The sequence below is a fragment of the Janthinobacterium sp. GW458P genome (genome assembly GCF_002127585.1).
Classification (GTDB): Bacteria; Pseudomonadota; Gammaproteobacteria; order Burkholderiales; family Burkholderiaceae_D; genus Janthinobacterium.
Genome location: NZ_NEGZ01000002.1, coordinates 134,687 through 155,010, shown reverse-complemented (window position 1 = coordinate 155,010; position 20,324 = coordinate 134,687). Strand labels below are relative to the sequence as shown.

The 20,324-nt window shown below is 63.7% G+C and carries 22 protein-coding genes; 9 read left to right on the top strand and 13 right to left on the bottom strand.

Annotation, left to right across the window (positions count from 1 at the left end):
• Window positions 1–134: 134 nt before the first annotated feature.
• The 5 genes from asd to leuC all read right to left on the bottom strand — a co-directional run bounded on the left by asd (window position 135) and on the right by leuC (window position 4,683).
• Window positions 135–1,262, bottom strand: coding sequence for an aspartate-semialdehyde dehydrogenase (gene asd / locus CBW50_RS02835; protein WP_086144106.1), 1,128 nt, complete (start codon window positions 1,260–1,262; stop codon window positions 135–137).
• A 45-nt stretch (window positions 1,263–1,307) separates the two neighbouring features.
• Window positions 1,308–2,378, bottom strand: coding sequence for a 3-isopropylmalate dehydrogenase (gene leuB, locus CBW50_RS02830; protein ID WP_086144105.1), 1,071 nt, complete (start codon window positions 2,376–2,378; stop codon window positions 1,308–1,310).
• A gap of 11 nt (window positions 2,379–2,389) precedes the next feature.
• A complete protein-coding gene (leuD, locus tag CBW50_RS02825; protein WP_086144104.1) occupies window positions 2,390–3,037 on the bottom strand; it encodes a 3-isopropylmalate dehydratase small subunit in 648 nt (215 codons plus the stop codon).
• A gap of 51 nt (window positions 3,038–3,088) precedes the next feature.
• On the bottom strand, window positions 3,089–3,211 hold the full coding sequence (locus tag CBW50_RS02820; RefSeq protein ID WP_010400408.1) for an entericidin A/B family lipoprotein: 123 nt from the start codon (window positions 3,209–3,211) through the stop codon (window positions 3,089–3,091).
• 68 nt (window positions 3,212–3,279) lie between these two features.
• Window positions 3,280–4,683, bottom strand: coding sequence for a 3-isopropylmalate dehydratase large subunit (leuC, locus tag CBW50_RS02815; protein ID WP_086144103.1), 1,404 nt, complete (start codon window positions 4,681–4,683; stop codon window positions 3,280–3,282).
• 154 nt (window positions 4,684–4,837) lie between these two features.
• On the opposite strand from leuC, the gene CBW50_RS02810 reads away from it, so the two are divergent.
• Complete coding sequence (locus tag CBW50_RS02810) at window positions 4,838–6,130, top strand: S41 family peptidase (RefSeq protein WP_172404656.1); 1,293 nt, start codon at window positions 4,838–4,840, stop codon at window positions 6,128–6,130.
• A gap of 183 nt (window positions 6,131–6,313) precedes the next feature.
• On the opposite strand, the gene CBW50_RS02805 is transcribed toward CBW50_RS02810, so the two are convergent.
• Together CBW50_RS02805 and CBW50_RS02800 are read right to left on the bottom strand one after the other, a co-directional pair.
• Complete coding sequence (locus CBW50_RS02805) at window positions 6,314–8,194, bottom strand: chemotaxis protein CheA (protein ID WP_086144101.1); 1,881 nt, start codon at window positions 8,192–8,194, stop codon at window positions 6,314–6,316.
• A complete protein-coding gene (locus CBW50_RS02800) occupies window positions 8,194–9,045 on the bottom strand; it encodes a protein phosphatase CheZ (protein ID WP_086144100.1) in 852 nt (283 codons plus the stop codon). Before CBW50_RS02800 ends, CBW50_RS02805 begins: the two co-directional genes overlap by 1 nt.
• Before the next feature lie 468 nt (window positions 9,046–9,513).
• Between CBW50_RS02800 and CBW50_RS02795 the strand changes: the two genes are divergently transcribed.
• The 6 genes from CBW50_RS02795 to CBW50_RS02765 all read left to right on the top strand — a co-directional run bounded on the left by CBW50_RS02795 (window position 9,514) and on the right by CBW50_RS02765 (window position 14,027).
• Window positions 9,514–9,981, top strand: a complete 468-nt coding sequence (locus tag CBW50_RS02795) for a universal stress protein (RefSeq protein WP_076566795.1) — start codon at window positions 9,514–9,516, stop codon at window positions 9,979–9,981.
• A 141-nt stretch (window positions 9,982–10,122) separates the two neighbouring features.
• On the top strand, window positions 10,123–10,767 hold the full coding sequence (locus tag CBW50_RS02790; RefSeq protein WP_034750556.1) for a response regulator transcription factor: 645 nt from the start codon (window positions 10,123–10,125) through the stop codon (window positions 10,765–10,767).
• A 334-nt stretch (window positions 10,768–11,101) separates the two neighbouring features.
• Window positions 11,102–11,908 carry a Crp/Fnr family transcriptional regulator gene (locus CBW50_RS02785; protein ID WP_086144099.1) on the top strand — a complete coding sequence of 269 codons (807 nt, stop codon included), beginning with the start codon at window positions 11,102–11,104 and terminating at the stop codon, window positions 11,906–11,908.
• Between the two features lie 246 nt (window positions 11,909–12,154).
• Window positions 12,155–12,352, top strand: coding sequence for a hemin uptake protein HemP (gene hemP / locus CBW50_RS02775; protein ID WP_071322532.1), 198 nt, complete (start codon window positions 12,155–12,157; stop codon window positions 12,350–12,352).
• An 80-nt stretch (window positions 12,353–12,432) separates the two neighbouring features.
• The gene (locus CBW50_RS02770) at window positions 12,433–12,759 is read left to right on the top strand and encodes a hypothetical protein (RefSeq protein WP_226935355.1); all 327 of its coding nucleotides are present in this window, start codon (window positions 12,433–12,435) and stop codon (window positions 12,757–12,759) included.
• Window positions 12,760–12,797: 38 nt separating this feature from the next.
• Window positions 12,798–14,027: a DUF2325 domain-containing protein gene (locus CBW50_RS02765; protein WP_086144097.1), complete on the top strand. Its 1,230-nt coding sequence runs from the start codon at window positions 12,798–12,800 to the stop codon at window positions 14,025–14,027.
• 59 nt (window positions 14,028–14,086) lie between these two features.
• Here the strand turns inward: CBW50_RS02765 and CBW50_RS02760 are convergent, their stop codons facing one another.
• From CBW50_RS02760 to CBW50_RS02740, 5 genes are read right to left on the bottom strand one after another with little or no spacing between them, the layout of a single operon-like run.
• Window positions 14,087–15,451, bottom strand: coding sequence for a sulfite reductase subunit alpha (locus CBW50_RS02760; protein WP_086144096.1), 1,365 nt, complete (start codon window positions 15,449–15,451; stop codon window positions 14,087–14,089).
• Window positions 15,452–15,464: 13 nt separating this feature from the next.
• On the bottom strand, window positions 15,465–16,523 hold the full coding sequence (locus tag CBW50_RS02755) for an FAD:protein FMN transferase (protein WP_086144095.1): 1,059 nt from the start codon (window positions 16,521–16,523) through the stop codon (window positions 15,465–15,467).
• Between the two features lie 26 nt (window positions 16,524–16,549).
• Window positions 16,550–17,374 carry a DUF4198 domain-containing protein gene (locus tag CBW50_RS02750; RefSeq protein WP_086144094.1) on the bottom strand — a complete coding sequence of 275 codons (825 nt, stop codon included), beginning with the start codon at window positions 17,372–17,374 and terminating at the stop codon, window positions 16,550–16,552.
• Between the two features lie 12 nt (window positions 17,375–17,386).
• A complete protein-coding gene (locus CBW50_RS02745; RefSeq protein WP_086144093.1) occupies window positions 17,387–17,902 on the bottom strand; it encodes a DUF2271 domain-containing protein in 516 nt (171 codons plus the stop codon).
• A 32-nt stretch (window positions 17,903–17,934) separates the two neighbouring features.
• Window positions 17,935–18,588, bottom strand: a complete 654-nt coding sequence (locus tag CBW50_RS02740; RefSeq protein WP_086144092.1) for a PepSY-associated TM helix domain-containing protein — start codon at window positions 18,586–18,588, stop codon at window positions 17,935–17,937.
• A gap of 263 nt (window positions 18,589–18,851) precedes the next feature.
• Between CBW50_RS02740 and CBW50_RS02735 the strand changes: the two genes are divergently transcribed.
• The gene (locus CBW50_RS02735; protein WP_086144091.1) at window positions 18,852–19,349 is read left to right on the top strand and encodes a pyridoxamine 5'-phosphate oxidase family protein; all 498 of its coding nucleotides are present in this window, start codon (window positions 18,852–18,854) and stop codon (window positions 19,347–19,349) included.
• 87 nt (window positions 19,350–19,436) lie between these two features.
• Window positions 19,437–20,030 (top strand): DUF2239 family protein, encoded by a 594-nt coding sequence (locus CBW50_RS02730; protein WP_086144090.1) that lies wholly within the window; start codon window positions 19,437–19,439, stop codon window positions 20,028–20,030.
• 18 nt (window positions 20,031–20,048) lie between these two features.
• On the opposite strand, the gene CBW50_RS02725 is transcribed toward CBW50_RS02730, so the two are convergent.
• Window positions 20,049–20,315 (bottom strand): hypothetical protein, encoded by a 267-nt coding sequence (locus tag CBW50_RS02725; protein WP_086144089.1) that lies wholly within the window; start codon window positions 20,313–20,315, stop codon window positions 20,049–20,051.
• Window positions 20,316–20,324: the final 9 nt, after the last annotated feature.

The following is a 20,324-nucleotide window of genomic DNA, read 5'->3' as shown; positions in this document are numbered from 1 at the left end:
TTTTCCAGAGGTATCAACATATCATCATGCCCAGAGCTATGCAAGCTCCGCATGGTTGAGCCTTGACGGGCTCAGGACGAAAAAAAAGCCGGGAAAACAGCCCCGGCTTGATCTTGATCAGCAATATCTTGCCATTACGCATCCAACAAAATGCGCAGCATGCGGCGCAGCGGCTCGGCCGCGCCCCACAGCAGCTGGTCGCCCACGGTGAACGCGGACAGGTATTCGCCGCCCATGCTCATCTTGCGCACGCGGCCGACGGGAATCGTCAGGCTGCCCGTGACGGCTGCCGGCGACAGGTCGCGCACGGACGCTTCGCGCGTGTTCGGCACGAATTTCACCCATTGATTGTTGCTGGCGATGATGTCGTTGATTTCATCGAGCGGCACGTCTTGCTTCAGCTTGATGGTCAGCGCCTGCGAATGGCAGCGCATGGCGCCGATGCGCACGCACAGGCCGTCGACAGGAATTTCTTTGCTGCCAAAGTCGGCGCCGCGGCCCAGGATCTTGTTCGTTTCCGCGCCCGCCTTCCACTCTTCCTTCGACTGGCCGTTGCCCAGGTCCTTGTCGATCCACGGGATCAGGTTGCCGGCCAGCGGCGCGCCGAATTGCTTGATTTCATCCGGGGAATAGCCGTGCTGGGTGGCCAGCACCTGGCGGTCGATTTCCAGGATGGCCGAAGCGGGGTTTTCCAGCAAGGCCTTGACGGAGCTGTTGATGGTGCCAAATTGCGTCAGCAGTTCGCGCATGTGCTGCGCGCCGCCGCCCGAGGCCGCCTGGTAGGTCATCGACGTCATCCAGTCGATCAGGTCGTGCTGGAACAGGCCGCCCAGGCCCATCATCATGCACGATACCGTGCAATTGCCGCCGATATAGTTCTTGACGCCCTTGCCCAGCGCATCCTTGATGACGTGCAGGTTGACGGGATCGAGCACGATGACGGCGTCTTTTTCCATGCGCAAGGTCGAGGCCGCATCGATCCAGTAGCCGTTCCAGCCCGCTGCGCGCAGCTGTGGGAAGACCGCGCTCGTGTAGTCGCCGCCCTGGCAGGAAATGATGATGTCGCACTTGGACAGTTCGGCGATGTTGTTGGCATCCTTGAGGATGGTTTCATTCTTCGCCATGGCCGGCGCGGCGCCGCCCGTGTTCGACGTCGTGAAAAACACCGGTTCGATGTGGGCGAAATCGCCCTCTTCCTGCATGCGCTGCATCAGGACCGAACCGACCATACCGCGCCAACCTACCAAGCCAACTAATTTCATTACCATTCCTCAAGATGAGACGGCGACTGCCGTCATTGAAATATTTTATCCTAATGCCTTGACCACCGCATCGCCCATGGCCTCGGTACCGACCAAAGTGGTGCCCGCTTCGTGGATGTCGGCCGTGCGCAGGCCCTGCGCCAGCACCTTCTTGACGGCGCCTTCGATGCGGTTTGCCTGCTCTTCGCGGTTCAGCGAATAGCGCAGCATCATGGCGGCCGACAGGATCGTCGCCAGCGGATTGGCGATGCCCTTGCCGGCGATATCGGGCGCCGAACCGTGCGAGGGCTCGTACAGGCCCTTGTTGTTGGCGTCCAGCGAGGCGGACGGCAGCATGCCGATCGAGCCCGTCAGCATGGCGGCCGCGTCCGACAAGATATCGCCGAACATGTTGCCGGTCACCATGACGTCGAATTTCTTCGGCGCCCGCACCAGCTGCATGGCCGCGTTATCGACGTACATATGATCGAGCGCAACATCCGGGTATTCCTTGTGCACGTCGATGACGATGTCTTTCCAGAACTGGAAAGTTTCCAGCACGTTCGCCTTGTCCACGCTGGTGAGGCGCTTGTCGCGCTTTTGCGCGGCCTGAAACGCCACATGGGCGATGCGGCGGATTTCGCCTTCCGCATAGCGCATGGTGTCAAAACCTTCGCGCTGGCCCTTGAACGGCCCGTCCGGGCACTCGCGCACGCCGCGGGGCTGGCCGAAATAAATGTCGCCCGTCAACTCGCGGATGATCAAAATGTCCAGGCCGGACACCACTTCCGGCTTCAGGGTCGAGGCGCCCGCCAGTTCCGGGTACAAGATGGCCGGACGCAGGTTGGCGAACAGGCCCAGGTTCTTGCGCAGGCCCAGGATCGCCTGCTCGGGACGGAACTGGCGCTCCAGGCTGTCGTATTGATAGTCGCCCACGGCGCCGAACAGCACGGCATCGGCCGCCTTGGCAAGGGCCAGCGTGCCTTCCGGCAAAGGATGGCCATGGGCCGCATAGCCGGCGCCGCCCACGGGCGCACTTTCCAGCTCGAACGATTCGCCCAGCACATTCAAGACCTTGACGGCTTGCGCGACGATTTCAGGACCGATGCCGTCGCCGGGTAAAATTGCAATTTTCATATTTTTATCGATTAAATGACGTTGGCGAGCCACGGTTGAGTGGCAAGGTGGCGCTCTTCGAAGGCGCGGATATCGTCGGCATGGCGCAGGGTCAGGCCGATATCGTCGAGGCCATTCATCAGGCAATATTTGCGGAAAGCATCGATCTCGAACGAGTAGGAGACGGAACCATTGCTGGTGCGCACGCACTGCTGTTCCAGGTCCACCACCAGCTTGTAGCCGGGGAAAGCCTTGACTTCATTGAACAGGTGCTCGACCTGGCTTTCCGACAGCACGATGGGCAGCAAGCCGTTCTTGTAGCAGTTATTGAAGAAGATGTCGGCAAACGAGGGCGCGATGATGGCGCGGAAACCGTACTGGTCCAGCGCCCACGGCGCGTGTTCGCGCGAGGAGCCGCAGCCGAAATTCTTGCGCGTGAGCAAGATCGAGGCGCCCTGGTAGCGCGGCTCGTTGAGCACGAACTCCGGGTTCAGCGGGCGGCGGCTGTTGTCCTGGCCCGGTTCGCCATGGTCGAGGTAGCGCCATTCGTCGAACAGGTTGGGGCCGAAGCCGCTGCGGTGGATCGATTTCAGGAATTGCTTCGGGATAATCGCGTCGGTGTCGACGTTGGCGCGGTCCAGCGGGGCCACCAGGCCTTCGTAAATCGTAAATTTATCCATGCTGTTTCTACTCGGTAAGACGGGCGGCGCGGGGCGCCGGCACGTCACGGTTTATTTTCCGCCGGCGCCGGTGACAACCTGGCCGACTTTCTGCACATCGCGGCCGATGCCGGAGACGGTGTTGCAGCCGGACAAGATAACGGTGGCGATGAGGAGGGCGAAGAGTTTTTTCATGATGATTTCTTGATAGTAAATAAGGGACGGGGAACGCTAGTGTAAACCAGCGGCGCCAGTCCCTGCCGTCATCGCAAAGCCCGCACGTCGACAAAGTGGCCGGCGATGCCCGCCGCCGCCGCCATCGCCGGCGACACCAGGTGCGTGCGTCCGCCCTGCCCTTGCCGGCCTTCGAAGTTGCGGTTCGACGTGGACGCGCAGCGTTCGCCCGCTTCCAGGCGGTCCGCATTCATGGCCAGGCACATGGAGCAGCCCGGCTCGCGCCACTCGAAGCCGGCATCCTTGAAGATGCGGTCGAGTCCCTCGCGCTCGGCCTGGTCCTTCACCAGGCCGGAACCGGGCACCACCAGCGCCAGGGTGACGTTCGAGGCGCGGTACTTGCCGCGCACCACGGCGGCGGCGGCCCGCAGATCCTCGATGCGCGAATTGGTGCAGGAACCGATGAAGACCTTGTCGATGCGGATGTCTTCGATGGCGGTATTCGGTTTCAAGGCCATGTAGACGAGCGCCTTTTCCATCGCATCGCGCTTGACGCTGTCTTTTTCCTGGTCGGGATCGGGCACGCGGCCATTGACGCCGATCACCATTTCGGGGGAAGTGCCCCAGGTCACCTGCGGCACGATTTCAGCGGCGTTGAGGGTAACGACGAGGTCGAAACGGGCGCCCGGGTCCGAATGCAGGGTGCGCCAGTAGGCGACGGCGCGGTCCCAGTGCGGGCCGGCCGGCGAAAACGGGCGGCCCTTGACGTAGTTGATGGTGGTGTCATCGACGCCGATGATGCCGGCGCGCGCGCCCGCCTCGATGGCCATGTTGCACACCGTCATGCGTCCTTCCATCGACAGGGCGCGGATGGCCGAGCCGCCGAACTCGATACAGTAACCGGTGCCGCCGGCCGTGCCGATCTTGCCAATGATGGCCAGCACGATATCCTTGGCCGTCACGCCGGCCGGCAGAGCGCCGTCGACCTGCACCAGCATGGACTTCGATTTCTTTTGCAGCAAGGTTTGCGTGGCCAGCACGTGCTCGACTTCGGACGTGCCGATGCCGTGCGCCAGCGCGCCGAAGGCGCCATGCGTGGACGTGTGCGAATCGCCGCAGACGACCGTCATGCCGGGCAGGGTCGCGCCCTGCTCAGGGCCGATGACATGCACGATACCCTGGCGCTTGTCGTTCATATTGAAGTAGGTCAAACCGTAGTGCCTGGCATTCTTGTCCAGGGTTTCCACCTGCAGGCGCGAGACGGGATCGGCAATGCCGTCGACCCGGCTGGTGGTGGGCACATTATGGTCGGCCACGGCCAGGTTGGCGGACACGCGCCACGGCTGGCGTCCCGCCACGCCGAGGCCGTCGAAGGCTTGCGGACTGGTGACTTCGTGCAGCAGGTGCCGGTCGATGTACAAAATTGTCGTGCCATCATCTTCGGCCCGAACAACGTGGGATTCCCAGAGTTTGTCGTAAAGCGTCTTCATCATGATTTATGCAGCGTTGCCACAGCCTGTAGTAAGTGATCAAGTGAACCAGGTCATACGGTGATCCACAAGGATTATGCCATATATTGGGCGACACAGAACCGAAACAGGCAAAAGCGTGGGATTGGCGATACAAAGTTCGGCGACTTTGTTGGATATGAGCTGGAAATTGCCGATATCGGCATATCGGCGGCATGGCGACCCCATCTGCAGGCAGGCCGCCGAACGAGCCACGGCGCGGCAAGAAATCGATACTTTTTCTTTAATTTTTCGCGTATTGTATTTGACAACAATTTCAAGGAAGATAGCACTGATGAATCTGCGTTTTTTTGCGACCACCCTCTTGACCACCTTGGCCACTAGCCATACACAAGCCGCCACATCCAGCGAGACCTGCCTGCGGGACTTGCGCGCCCTTCCCGGCTTCTTGCTGGAAAACGATACCGGCGCGCGCCAGCACCTGGCGCAAAAGGGGCAAGCCTATTTCGACAATGCACTGGCCAGCGCCAGCGAGGCAGCGGCCAAAGCGGACGATGAGGCTGCTTGCAACCTGGCACTGGGCGATTACCTGAGCAAGTGGCGCAAAGGTCATTTGCAAATTGTGCCAGGCAATGCATGGAAACATGAGCAGCCTGCCCCAGCACCTTCCTCGGCCGCCGCGCAGACGGCCGCCATTGATGACAGGATGCCATCACTGCAACTGCTGTCATCGCAAACGGCGCTGCTGACACTGCCCAGTTTTTTCCCGGAGTACGCCAAAGTCATCGCCGATTTACTGGCAAGCAAGCGCGACGAGTTGGCCAGCCGAGCCAACTGGATCATCGATGTCCGGCGCAACAACGGCGGCAGCGACAGCAGCTATGCGCCTTTGTCGCCATGGATAGCTTCAGGCGAGAGCGTCAACGTGGGCGGAGAATGGCTGTCCACGCCGGCCAATATTGGCAATCAGGAAAACATCTGCGCGCTGTATGCCCCAGGCGATGCCACCTGCACGATCTACATGGCCCAGGCCGTCATCCGCATGCGCAGCGTACAGCCGGGCCAGTTCGTGGCGCAGAGCGCTGGCGGGCCTGTCAGCTATGCAAGTTTTCCCGGCCAGGCTGTACAGCCGGCACGGGTGGCAGTACTGGTCGACCGCGATTGCGGCAGTTCCTGCGAAGAATTCCTGCTGGAAGCGCGACAAAGCTTTCGTGTCAAACTGATCGGACGCAGCAGCGGTGGCGCGCTCGATTACTCGAATCTGCGCCTGCAAGCCCTGCCTTCAGGACTGCGCCAGTTGGCTTACGCCACCTCGCGCTCGGCCCGTTTGCCGCAGCTGCAGGTGGATCTCGGAGGCATCATGCCAGACATCTACCTGCCGCCGCCGAAGGACGAGGCAGAGCGCGCTCAGGAAGTACTGCGCGTGCAGCGCTGGCTGGAAGGCGGGACGTTACGCCCCGACGGCGTTTGATGACACCATGAAAAAAGCCCGCTATGCCTAGCGGGCTTTCCAAAGAATACAGCGATAGTTACAACGACCGGCAAAACCGTAGCGAGCGGAAGGGAGAGGTGGCTAAGAAGCGCAACCGTACTCCAGTACGGTGAGCATCGCAGGCCGCCTATACCGACGCGCAGTAGGTTTGGTCGGGCGTCCTCATGCAGCCATGCGCACGCTTCCCCTGCAACCATCCATCAGGAAAGATAGGCCCACGACCAGCACCAGCTCGCCCTCGGCCGAGCGGGCCGTGCCGGTAATGCCTTCCACGGTGATGGCCGTCATCGGCTTGATCACCAGGTCGGCCGTGCCGTCGACGGCTTCCACGGCGAGAATGTACGGCTGTGGCGCAGCGACAACAATGCCCACGCGTTCGCTGCACGATTCGTACCCCAGGGCGCCGGCCAGCGAGCGCACGGGCAATGGACGGCCCTGGTCTTTCAGCACGGGCGCGCCGCCCACTTCCATGAACGTTTCCGGCAACTCGACGACGCGCTGCACCACCGCCATCGGCAGCGCCAGCGCGGCGCCCGAGGTCGACACGAGCATGGTCGGCACGATCGACAGTTCGATCGGCAGGCGGATGGCGAACTTGGTGCCCTTGCCCAGCATGGATTCGATGTGGATGGCGCCGCGGTTTTTCTCCACGGCCGTTTTCACCACGTCCATGCCCACGCCGCGCCCGGACACGCTGGACGCCACTTCCTTGGTCGAGAAGCCCGGCAGGAATACCAGCTGGAAGCATTCGTCGTTGCTCAATTGGGCGTTTTCGCTGATCAAGCCTTTTTGCTGGGCCTTGCTGCGCAGGAAGACCGGGTCCATGCCCTTGCCGTCATCCTGCAGCACGATCATGACGCTGTTCGCTTCCTGCCAGGCTTTGAGCGAAATATACGATTTGGCGGGCTTGCCGGCGGCCAGGCGCGCTTCCGGCGATTCGACGCCATGGTCGAGCGAGTTGCGCAGCATGTGCACGAGCGGATCGTACAGGCTGTCCACCACGACGCGGTCGACTTCCGTCTCCGCGCCCTCGATGGTCAGTTCGACATCCTTGCCCAGGTCTTTCGCCAGTTCGCGCACCAGGCGCGGGAATTTCTGGAACAGGCGGCCGACCGGCTGCATGCGCGTGGCCAGGGTGGCCCGCTGCAGTTCCGTCGAGTAGCGCGAGGCGCGTTCCAGGGTTTCCGCCAGGGTCGCCATCAGGGTGGCGGCCTGGCCTTCGAATTTGAACTGCAGCAAGCGTTCGAGCAGCACGGCGGCCTGGTTGGCGGCCTGCACGGATTCGCCGGCCACTTCCAGCAGGGCGTCGAGCTTGACGGCGTCGACGCGGATGCTGTCTTCCTTGACGGGCGCGGCATGGCGCACGTCCGGGCGTTCTTCGCGGCGTTCCGCGCCATCCCAGGCCTTGGCGGCGGGCTTGGCGGCCGCAGCTGGCGCAGCGGCGGCAGGCGCGGCAGCAGCAGCAGGTGCGGCGACGGCGGCGGCAGCTGGCGCGGCGGCAACCTGGCTGCCCGCCGGCACGACGGCGTTGTACATGGCTTCCCAGTCCAGGCCATCGGCGCCGACGGTCGCGGCGGCAGCGGCGGGCGCGGCTACAACGACCTCGGCCACGGCCACTTCGGCAGCCACGGCGGCGGCAGGCGCCGGCGCATCCATGCCCTTGCCTTCGATGGCGTTGGTGAGGATGTGTTCCAGCTCTTCCGGCATGGCCGGGAGGCTTTCCGGCGCGGAACCGTTGGCCAGCTCCGTCAGCTGGTCAGCCACGAAACCGGACGCTTGCAGCGCCGCCTCAATGGCGATCGGGGTCACCGGCGCGGCGCCCGTGCGCAGGGCGTCGAACAGGTTTTCCGTCAGATGGCAGGCCGCCACCAGCGCGGGCAAGCCCATGAAGCCGGCACCGCCCTTGATGGTGTGAAAAGAACGAAACACGGCATTCAGTGTTTCCTTGTTGTCCGGATCGCGTTCGAGACGCAATAAGTGCTCTTCAACATTAACCGCAAGATCCATCGCCTCAACGACGAAATCCTTGAGCATATCGTCCATTAGAATCCCAAATCCGCAAGAAGGTCGTCTACATTATCCTGGTCCAGCGCCACCGACGGCACGGACGGGCCCTGCATCAGCGGCACCGGCTTTTGCGCCAGTTTTTCGCGCACTTCGGCCGGCGCGTTGTCCCGCAGCAACTGGGCCAGCTCGTTTTCCACCGTCTTGGTGATGTTGACCACTTTTTTGATCAGCTGGCCCGTGATGTCCTGGAAGTCCTGCGCCATCATGATTTCCAGCAAGCGCGCTTTTTCCGCTTCCGTCGCCTCGGCAACGGCTTGCGCGAACTGGCGCGAGTCGCCGGCCAGGGCCTTGAATTCCTCCAGGCTCAGCTTGCCGTCGAACAGGGCCGTCCAGCGGCCGTCCATGTCCTTGGCCTTCTTCGACAGCACGTCCTGCGCCGGCATGCCTTCGTCGAGCGTGTTCAGCACCTTGTTGGCGGCCTGCTCGGTGAGCGTGGCCACGTATTCCAGGCGGTCCTGCGCGTCGACGATCTGCGACGACGCTTCCGTCAGCGCCTTGTCGTAGCCCAGCTCGCGCAGGGAATCGTGCAGCAGGCGCACGATGCCGCCCAGGCGCTCGAACATCGGCTTGTCGGACTGGTCGACGGGGTCGGCCGCTTCGCCCGCTTCGCCGGCTGGCGCGGGCGCCGCTTCTGTGGCGGCCGGTTCGGCTGCCGCAGGCGGGGCTGCCGGCGCGGCTGCCGAGACGGAATCGAACAGCGCGTCGAAATCGTCCTCCGCAATCACGGCGGGAGCAGGCGCGGCGGCAGGCGCGGGCGCCGGCTCGGCCGCGCGTTGCGCAGATACTTCATCGAATAATGCATCGAAATCATCAGCGGCGTTGGTCATATCCCTGCTTCTCCATAATTTGTCAAAATTCCGCCTGAACTGTGCGTTTTACAGACTGATACCCACAATTTCTCGATTAAGATGATTTGAGGCAATACCGCTGCGATGGTGCGAGTGTAGCAGGGCGCTGCCCTGTTGGTAAATCTCAAAACGCGCTTCCTGGTGCAAAGCGGGCTTGCAAGAGCTTTTCCACCAGGAAATAATTGTTCCTGCCATTGTATTTTGAAATACTACCATTGACGTGCAGGCAAGACCACGCATCACTGAAGAAATCCTTGCGCCGTGCCACTCGCGCAACGCCGGCGCGCAGGCGTCATTGTGGGCAAAAACACGAGCTTTCTGCCAATGTTGTCTATACTGAAGGTGCAATAGTATTGATAATTATCAAGTCTTTACATGAATACAATGCTGCCGCCACGTCTACAATAGGGGATGTTGCGCGCGCCGGTCCACTGCTAAGGAGCTGCCATGTATAAGAAAATTCTGATCGCCACGGACGGCTCCACCGTCTCCAATCTGACCGCCTGCGCCGGCGTGGCCTTTGCCGAACAGATGCACGCAGACATCCTGGCCCTGTACGTGGCGCCCGAATACCAGTATCCCGTGTACATCGAAATCATTCCGCCCAGTTATCCCAGCGAAGAGGAATACCGCATCGCCATGCGCAAGGCGGGCGCCGATCACTGGCAGCCCATCCTCGACGCGGCTGCCAAACGGGGGCTGGAAGCGACGGGGCTGACGGCGTTTTCCGACAGCCCGGCCCTGAAGATCGTGGAGGTGGCGCAACTCCAGCATTGCGACCTGATCTTCATGGGTTCGCACGGCCGCAGCGGCTGGGGCCAGTTGTTGCTGGGCAGCGTCACCAACAAGGTGCTGTCGCATTCCAAGCTGCCCGTGCTGGTGCACCGGCTGATCAAGGAACCCTCGCCACAATGAGGGGTCACATGGCAACAGGAGCCGGCCGCGCGAGCACAATTAGAAACAGGCGGACATGCGGCCGTTTTCAGTTAATATGACAACCTTTCTCGTTTCTTAACATTTGGCCGTCCATGTACGGCCAGAGCTGATTGCACGCCTATGATACGCATTGTGATTGCCGACGACCACACCATCATGCGCGAGGGATTGAAGCGCATCCTCGACGGCGCGCCGGACATCGATATCGTGGGCGAAGCCATCGACGGCTTCGAAGTCCTCAACCACGTGCGCCAGGGCGGCTTCGACCTGCTGCTGCTCGACCTGTCCATGCCGGGCCGCAGCGGCGTCGACCTGATCCGGCAAATCCGCAGCGAAGCGCCCAAGCTGGCCATCCTGATCCTCACCATGCACGAGGAAGAGCAATATGCCGTGCGCGCCATCCGCGCCGGCGCGCAAGGCTATCTGACCAAGGAAAGCGCGGGCACGCAGCTGGTGGGCGCCATCCACAAGGTGGCCTCGGGACGGCCCTACATCAGCGCCGAGGTGGCCGAGCAGCTGGTGCTCAACATCATGATGCCGAATGAAAGCCTGTTGCACAAACAGCTGTCGGACCGCGAATTCGAAGTCTTTTCCCTGCTGGTGGCGGGCAAGTCGATCACGGAAATCGCCAACAACCTGCATCTGAGCGTCAAGACGGTGAGCACGCACAAGACGCGCATCATGCAAAAGATGGGCATGAGTTCGCTGTCGGAAATGGTCCAGTATGCCGTGGCCCACCGCCTGCTGTCCCCCTTCAAGACCTGAGCCAGACGGCGTAGGCCGCGCGTAGGAACAATCCTACGCCCGCTACCACAGCTCCTACTGCCATATTCAGCCACTGCTGATATTAATTCCATACGGTTGTTGGCATACTGAAACCAGTAATCAAGTTGCTGGGAAGTTATTTCATCACACAGCAAGTCTTCAGCGAATTGAGCATTACCTGCCAGGACGCGCGCCGCCGGCCCTCTGCCGTGCCCGCCGCCTTGCGCACTCCGTCAGTCAACTCTGAATTACCTGTTACCAGGAGATGAACATGCTGTCCACGCAAACGTCTGAAAACCGCCCCGCCTCACCAGCACTGCCCCCTTCCACGCCGATGGAAGCGGGACGCCAGCGCCAGGGGCGGCTATGGTCGAACCTGAAGGAAGTGTGCGACCTGCTGCATATTTCCAGCGCCTGCACCATCGCCGCCGACGAGCTGCTGTTCCAGCACGTGCAATTCAAGACGGGCCAGCGCGTGCACACGATAGGCCAGCCCTTCGACACCCTGTACATCGTCAATTCAGGCTTCCTGAAAACCGTGCTCATCGATGAATTCGGCAATGAACAGGTACTCAGCTTTCCCATGAAGGGCGACATGCTGGGCGTGGACGGCATCCACTCGCGCCACTACTCGTCCGAAGCCGTGGCCCTGTCCGACTGCGACCTGATCCTGCTGCCGTTCAAGAAGCTCACGGCGCTGGGCCGTGTCCACCTGGAACTGGAAAACGTCATGTATGGCGTGATGAGCCGCGAACTCGTGCGCGAACAGGCGATGATCGGCATGCTGGGCGCCCTCAGCGCCGAAGCGCGCGTGGCCCGCTTCCTCGTCTCGCTGGCCGACCGCTTCGGCCAGATGGGCTACTCCAGCAAACTGTTCAACCTGCGCATGACGCGCCACGAAATCGGCAGCTACCTGGGCCTGACCCTGGAAACGGTGAGCCGCACCCTGTCCGCCTTCAATGAAATCGGCCTCATCACGGTCGACCAGCGCACCATCGGCATCAAGGACCCGGACGCCCTGAAGACCCTGCGCCGCCTGCCGCCGTCGCGCTCGCGCGCCAAGCAGCTGGCCGCCGCCAAGCTGAAAGCCGATACGGCAGCGGCCGCCGACGCCTCGGCGCAATTGCTGGCCACCATTTAGCGCCCCCTTTCCTCAAGCTTGGCACAGGCTTGACCCGGCCGAGGCATGCTAGGCCTCGCCGGGTCTTTTTTGCTGTCCGCACCCTTCTTCAGCCCGCTGGTGCCACCTTGCGCCACGCCCCCGCCAGCCCCCTCCCCGTCAGTCAAAAAAAAGCCTGCATCCGGCACAAATAAGCCTTGCTTTTCGGGCCACATTCAACAATAATGCAAATACGAATCATTCTCAACTGAGACAAAGAAAGCCAACATGCAAAGCTCAAAACCCGCCTTGATCCAGGATGCCGCCAGCGCACACGTCCGCCCTCCCGTCAGCGTGGCGCAACCGGCGCGCCGCATCACCAGCGAAGCGCTGCTGCAGCAGGGGCGCGAAGTGGAGATTGAACACAGCGGCAAGATTTACCGCCTGCGCGTCACCCAATTGAACAAGCTGATCCTGACTGCCTGATACTGTCCCGCAGCCACCCCACCCGCCAGCCAGTCGCGCCCCGCGCGCCAGCCAGCCAAACCACCGCACAGGAGCGTTTGATGGCGATCGATCATACTGACTCGATGTTTTCTTCAGCGAAGGGGCAACAGCCGGCATTGATGCTGTCGGCCGTGCTGCACCTGATGTCGCACTACCATGCGGGCAGCCCCTGCGCGAAGCTGGCCGCCGTCATCGAACGCCATCTGCAAGTGCTGTCCGGCGTGCCCGACCTGGGTCCCGTGCTGCAGGCAACCTGCCAGCAGCTGTCGCAGCAGTGGGCCGCCCTCGTGGCCCAGCACCGCCCGGCGCCGCCCAGGGCCACCCTGCTCGCCCGCCTGGCACGCCTGCTGAGTCCCAAGCGTCCCGTCTCGCCCCTGCCGCAATAATTTCTCCAACACTGCCCACCGCCCAACAGGATATCGCCATGTGTGACAAAGACCAGTCCCTGCCCGTCATCAGCAATTGTTCCAGCGGCGAGGCCGACACGGCCGCGCTCGCCTCTCGCCGCCGCCGGCTGTGGGAACTGTCGCATACCTGTCATTGCCCGCTGGTCGGCGTAGGCTTGCCGCTGGGCTACCTGCGCAAGCTGGTGGGCAAGATGACGGGCGGGCGCGTGCTGGCCGACGACTACGAAGTGCATGTGGGCGCCGTGACGGAATGCGGCGCGCGCAACCGCCTGTCCGAAGCACTGCAAAAGGAACTGGAACGCCGCTACGCGCCCGTGATCCTGCGCTTTCGCGGCGCCAAGACGACGCAGCAGGTGGCGCAGCAGTGGCGCACGGCCGTCGCCAACGGCGACGTGGCCGGCGCCTTCTGGGCCGGCCTCACGCACCCGCGCTGCGACGCCGAGCTGGAAGAGCAGATGTGCCGCGACCTGCACATGATCCAGCACCAGGCCGGCGCCTGCGTGCGCGCCGACATGGGCAAGTTTACGGCCTTGCAGGAAGAAAACGCGCGCCTGGCGCAGGAACTGGCCAGGCTGCAACAGCGCAGCCAGGCCATGCTGACGGAAAAGACGGGCGAGCTGGAGCGCCAGGAAGCCTTGCTGCTGCGCGCGCGTGCCGAATCGATCGGCAAAGATAGCCTCATCGACGGCTTGCGCCTTGATCTGGCGCAATTGCAGGCCGCCGTCCCCGCGCTGGAATCGCGCACGCGCCTCGTCGAGCGCCTGGCGCAGATGGATGAGCGCGAGAAGGAATTGCGCCAGCAAATCGCGGAATTGAAACAGGCCCAGCCGCGTCCGGGCGCCGCCGTGCCGCCACCGGCAACCAAGCTGGAAGTGCCCACGGGCGGCAAGCTGAAAATGCCGATCCGCCTCGTCGACCAAAGCGTCTTGTGCGTGGGCGGGCGCAGCGGCAATGTCGCCACTTACCGCGCCCTGATCGAACGCGTGGGCGCGCAGTTCGCCCACCACGACGGCGGCCTGGAAGACAATGCCAACCTGCTCGATTCCAGCCTGGCGGCGGCCGACCTGGTGATTTGCCAGACGGGCTGCATCAGCCACAGCGCCTACTGGCGCGTGAAGGATTATTGCAAGCGCACGGGCAAGCGCTGCGTCTTCATCGACAACCCCAGCATCTCCAGCCTGGCGCGCGGCCTGCAGGAAGTGAGCGGCGAGATGGAGGCGGCGCCGCTGGCCGCGCTGCAGCCGTAAGCGGGCTTGCCGAATAAAAAAGGACTGGCCCGGCCAGTCCTTTTTTTATGCGCAGTCGATCAATACACGTCGCGCCGGTAGCGCCCCTGGGCCGCCAGCGCATCGAGCGCGGGGCGGCCCAGCATCTCCTGCAGGGCCTGGTCGACGCCGCCCGCCATGCCGGCCAGGCTGCCGCAGACGTAGATGGCCGCGCCCTGCTCCAGCCACAGCCTGACTTCGTCGGCATTGCCGCGCAGACGGTCCTGCACGTAGGTGCGCTGCGCCTGGTCGCGCGAAAACGCCAGGTCCAGGCGCGGCAAATCGCCGCTCGCGTGCCAGTGTTCAATTTCTTCGCGGTAATGAAAATCGTGGGCCGCATTGCGTTCGCCAAAGATCAGCCAGTTGCGGCGCTGCCCGGCCAGCACGCGGCTTTTCAGGTGGCCGCGCAAGCCGGCGATGCCGCTGCCGTTGCCGATCAAAATTAAAGGACGCTGGGCATTGTCTTCCAGACGAAAGCGCTTGTGCTGGCGCAAGCGCAGCTGTACCACCTCGCCGACAGCCGCCTGCGCCGTCAGCCAGCCCGACGCCAGGCCCAGGCTGCCGTCGGGATGCGCATGTTGGCGCACCAGCAGGTGCACGCCGCCATCGCGCGGGATCGAGGCGATCGAATACTCGCGCGCTTGCGCCGGGTCAAGCGGCGGCGCCACCTGCACCAGGTCGCCCGACTGCCAGTCGGGCAGACTGCCTTCCACGGGCGCCAGTTCCACGTGATAGATGGGGCCGCCCTCGCTGCCCGGGTTGAGCAGCTGCCTGCGGGTCAGGCGCCAGTCGCCAAAGGCGGGCGCGCTCCAGTCGGGCGCGTCGCTGGTGCCGGCCAGGTGGCTCAGGTGCTGGAACCATTGCTCGATGGCGGCGCCGGCGCTGCGGTCGACCTCGATGCGCTCGAACAGGCGCGACGCGCCCTGCGTCGCCAGCCAGGCGTCGAGCGCGCGGCCGAAGCCGCAGAACTGGCCATAGCTGCGGTCGCCCAGGGCCAGCACGCAATAATGCAATTGCGGCAGCGCCAGCTCGCCCGTCATCAGGTGGCCCATGAAAGCGGCCGCATTGTCGGGCGCGTCGCCCTCGCCATAGGTGCTGACCAGGAACAAGGCACGTTCGGCTTGTTGCAGATCAATGGCCGTCAGTTCTGCCAGCGCGCACAGGCGCACGGGAATGCCGGCCAGCTGCAGGCTGCGCGCCGTTTGGGTGGCCAGCTCTTCGGCATTGCCCGTCTGGCTCGCATACGCCACCAGCCAGGCGGGGTTGTTGGCCAGCGCCGCCGTGGCGGCAGCGGCGGCGCGGCGCCGGGCGCGCGCGCGCAGCCAGGGCGCCAGGCACACGCCCGCGTAACTGAGGGACAGGGCGGCCAGCAAAGCCAGCCGCGTCGTATCGTGCGTAAAAATCATGAAAGGTAAGGGTTCATTCGTCGAGCATGGCCAGCATGCGGCTGCTCAAGGTTTCGCGGTAACCGTGCCCGTCGCGCTGCAGGAAGCGCGCGGCCAGGCCCTGCTCCTCGGCCAGCGCCAAGCCGGCCTCGACGCCCAGCACGGTCAGGGCCGTCGACCAGGCGTCGGCCGCCATGCATTGCGCATGCACGACGGTGACGGAAGCGAGTTGATTGGCGATCGGCATGCCGCTGCGCGGATCGATGGTGTGCGAAAAACGCGCCGTGCCGTCTTCGAAGAAACGCCGGTAGTCGCCCGACGTCGCCACGGACAAGCCGTGCAGCGCCAGCAGCATTTCCGGCGGATGCTGCGCATTATCGGCATTATCGGCACTATCGGCACTATCGGCGGCGCCGTCGACCTGTTCCAGCATGACCCACCATGGCTGGCCGTCGGGCTTGCTGCCGGCGCCGCGCAGTTCGCCGCCCACTTCGACCAGGTAATGGTGTATGCCCTGGCTGTCCAGGTAGCGGGCCAGGCGGTCCACGCCATAGCCCTTGGCCACGGCGGACAGGTCCAGCTGCAAGCCGCCCGGTTGGCGGATGCGGCGGGCCGGCAAGTCCAGCTCCAGGCGGCGGCGCTGGCGCTGCGACAGCAGCAGGGCTACCGTGTCATCCTTCGGCGGCAGGAAACCTGGCTCGTCGTAACGGTGGCGGGGGCCGAAGCCCCACAGGTTGACGAGGGCGCCCGCGCACGGGTCGTACGCGCCGCCCGACGCCTGCGAGACGTGCATGGCAAAGCCCAGCACCTCGCAAAACGCGGCGGGCAGGCTGTGCCAGCTGCCGGGCTCGGCCCGGTTGAAACGGCCCAGGTCGGACTCCTCGCTCCAGTGGCTCATTTGCGCCACGACCAGATCCAGCTGCTGCTGCAGGCCCTGCTGCAAGTCGGCGCTGCCGGCGCGTCCCGGCATGGCGGACTCGAGCAGGCGCACGGTCCAGCTGGTGCCCATGGACAGGCCGCGCAAGTCCCGGATCGCGGCGCCGGGCGGCGCGACCTGATCGGAAATATGCTGCGGCAGCAGGACCCGGCGCATCGGCGCTCTCGTGACGATGCCGCCGCTTACTGCGGCAGCACTTCCACGGTGGCCGCGTAGGTCATGCGGCGCTCCGGCATCGCCGGCGGCTGGCCTGCAACGGCCGGGGCGGCCGCGGGCCAGGTGCTGCTCAGGTAATACATGCCGGCGGCCGGCACGGTGAACGTGATCTCGCCCTTGGCGTCCGTGCTCTGGCGGATTTCACCGAGCACGCCACGGTAGCGCACCCCGCCCGGCACCAGGCTGAAGGCCTGGTTCGCGGCCGGCTTGCCGTCGACCAGGAAGCGCCATGTGGCTTTCTCGCCCGCGCGCAAGTCGTTCGGGTGCGTGACGGGCACGAATTCCAGGCCCACGCCCGTCGGCTTGAACACTTCCGTGCTGGTCTCGCCATTGCTGAAGAAGGTTTCCAGGCGGGCCGCCGTGCGCGTGACTTTCACGTCTTTCGCGTCGGCCGGCATGTCCTTCTTGAACGTCTCTTCGTTGCCGCGGAAGCGCTTCTGCTCGCCGTTCACCGTGTAGCTGGCCATCACGTTCTGCGACACGATGGCCGCCTTGTAGGTGCCCGGCTTTTCCATTTTTACGTCGAAGACGCTACGCAGACGGCCCGTGACGGCATTCGCCGGCGCGACCTTGGCGCCGTCCGGGCCGGTCACTTGCAGCGCGTCCAGGCGCAGCGGCTGGTGGTCGATCTCGAACAGGCCGTCGGACACGGCCGCGTCCACCGTCACCCAGGCGTCCTTGCTTTCCACCATCGTGCTCGACGGCACCATCCAGCCGCGGTGGGCGTGGGCGTTCATGGCCAGGCCGGCCAGGGCCAGGGCGAGCAGCGGTTTATTCAGTTGCTTCAACATGGTAGGGGCGCCTTAAGGTTTGAGTTGGACGACGACATTGCCGAGTTCTTCCTTGCCCTTGGCAGGCACGGACTGGCCCGACTTCGGCGGCCACTGGAAGGGCACGCGCACCAGCTCGCGTCCGCCCGCTTCGCGCGCCGCTTCCACCACCAGCTGGTATTCGCCGGCCGGCAGCTTGTCGAGCACGGCTTTCGAGCCGGGGAAGGTCAGATTGTGCTCGCCCGGCGCGCGCGTGGCGCCGCTGACGCCGTCGACAGGCATGGCCAGGTCGCGGCCGCTCTTGCGCCACCACTGGCGCATGTCCTTCAGCCATTTTTCGCCCGCCTTGTCCTTCTTTTTCACGTCGTACAGCACAGCCAGGTTGCCAACGACCTTCTGGTCCGCCGTTTCCAGCCATGCCGCCACGTAGGGGCGGTGGTATTCCGCCACGTTCAGTTGCGGAATTTCAATCTTGAGAGCCAGGTCGGCCGCCATCGCCGACGTACCGATCAGGGGAAGGCCAAGCGCCAGGGAGTAGCGTAATTTCATGGTGTGCCTGTAAAAAGGAAAAAGAAAAACGATCAATGGATAAACAGCAAGGCGATCGCGCAGGGTATCAGGATACCGAGGCCAACCATCGGCCAGGTAAATGGCCGGTTGGCCGCGTGGAACTTCAAAATCAACAGACCCGTCAGGCAAAACACGATGCAGGCGCCGGCAAAGATATCGATGAACCAGTTCCAGGCCACGCCCGTGTTGCGGCCCTTGTGGACGTCGTTGAGCCAGGATACCCAGCCACGGTCCGTCAATTCGTATTCGGCGGCCCCGTCATCCAGGCCGATGCGCACCCAGGCGTCGCCGCCCGCCTTGGGCAGGGGCAAATACACCTCGTCGGCGCTCCACTCGGCGGGACGGCCGCCCGCGTTGAGCGACCATTGCTTTTTCAACCACGTTTCGGCGGCGGCCGGCATGGGCGCGTTGGCGCCGTCATGCCGGGCGGCATAGGCGGCCAGTTCGGTGAGCAGAGGGGCCGGCAGCTGCGCCTGCTGGCGCGTGATCGACGGTTTCGACTCGATCTGGCTGGCGTGGTTCAGGGTAATGCCCGTGATGGCGAACAAAAACATGCCCAGCAGGCAGAGCGCCGAGCTGATCCAGTGCCATTGGTGCAGATTCTTCAGCCAGACGGCGCGGCTGGCATTGTTCCTGGCCTTGTCGGCGGCGCCCGCACTATGCATGGGCCGCTCCCGGCAAGGGGCGGGCCAGCTGGCGCGACAAGTCAGTGTGCTTCATTCCCATCCTTCAATCAAAGTTCAAGCTGATACATTCAAACAAATGATAATGATTATCATTTATTAAGTCAATACATGGAGCACCCCGCCGGGCCGGCGTTTTGTAACAGCGTTGAAACAAAGCGCCTCCGCTACGTAAGCTGGCGTACAGAGCCGCGCGCTGCGCCCGCCTATGCTGTTGTTCAGGACAACCATCACGGGAGCACACCATGCAACACTATTCCAGCGAACAACTGGCCAGCATCGCGGACAGGATCAAGGGCGTCAAGTTCGGCATGCTCACCACCAGCGACGACACGCGCACGCTGACCAGCCGTCCCCTCACGCAGCAGCAGGTCGACGGCGACGGGCATATCTGGTTCTTTGTTTCCGACGAGGCCGGCTATACGCGCGACCTGCTGAACAACCCGCAGGTCAACGTCAGCTTCGTCGACACGGGCGACAGCCTGTATGTGTCCGTCTGCGGCCATGCGGCATTGCTGAAGGACCGCGCCAAGGCGGAGGAACTGTGGAGCCCGCTGGTGCAAGCCTGGTTCCCCGGCGGACTCGACGATCCCAAGCTGTCGCTGATCAAGGTGACGATACAGTCGGCCGAATACTGGGACAGCAGCGCCAGCAAGATGATGCAATTTTATGCAATGGCCAAGGCCGCCATCACGGGCGAGCCGCCGAAAGACCTGGGCGAACACGGCCGCATCGACCTGTAACACGGCCGCCCTATTTTACCCGGGTGTTATTGACTTTCAATTTAACCCGGGTAAAATTGCCTGCATATGCACTCATAGGAGCAAGCCATGCACGCCCCCACCCAACTGACCGCCTTTGCCGGCCCACGCAAAGTGGCCGCCGGCACATTACATGCCGTGGCGCAAACACTGAAGGAACTGGTGACGCGCGATCCCGATGCGCAGATCCTGATCTTCGATGACACGAACGGCAGCCAGGTGGACCTGAACCTGCATGGCAGCCTGGACGAGGTGCTGCAGCGCCTGCCGCGCGAAGCCGCGCCGGCGCCGCAGGACGATACTCCCGCTCCCGCGCGCACGGCGGGCCGGCCCAGGCTGGGCGTGGTGGCGCGCGAAATCACCTTGCTGCCCCGGCACTGGGAATGGCTGGCGACGCAACCGGGCGGGGCGTCCGTGGCCTTGCGCAAGCTGGTGGAACAGGCGCAGCGCGGCAACAAGGCGCACGATGAACAGCGCCAGGCGCGCGAAGCGGCCTATAAGGTCATGAACGCCCTGGCCGGTGACGCTGCCGGCTTCGAGGAAGCGAGCCGCGCCCTGTTCGCGGGCCGGCAGGAAGCCTTCCTTGAAAACGTGCGCGACTGGCCAGCCGACGTGCGCGAACACGTCTTGCGGCTGGCCCGGCGGGGCTTGTCAGACAGTTAAGGAAACGGACGGGGAAGCTCAGACGCCGGTGCTGCCCGTGGTGTCGGGCGCATCGTCGGCGCTCTGCCGGCTCTGGCCGGCCACGCCGGACTGGTGATGCGGCAAACGGTCGGCGCGCCGCACTTCGCCGATGGAAAACAGATCGTCGCCGATATCGAGGCCCTGCTCGCTATCGACCAGCACAAAGCTTTCGGCCGCCTCTGCCGCGCTTTGCTTGCTGCCCGCCGTGGACGGCGTGCCGCCTTGGCTATTGCCTGGATTCGGCGTGTTGGAGTTGCCCATCATCTTCTCCCG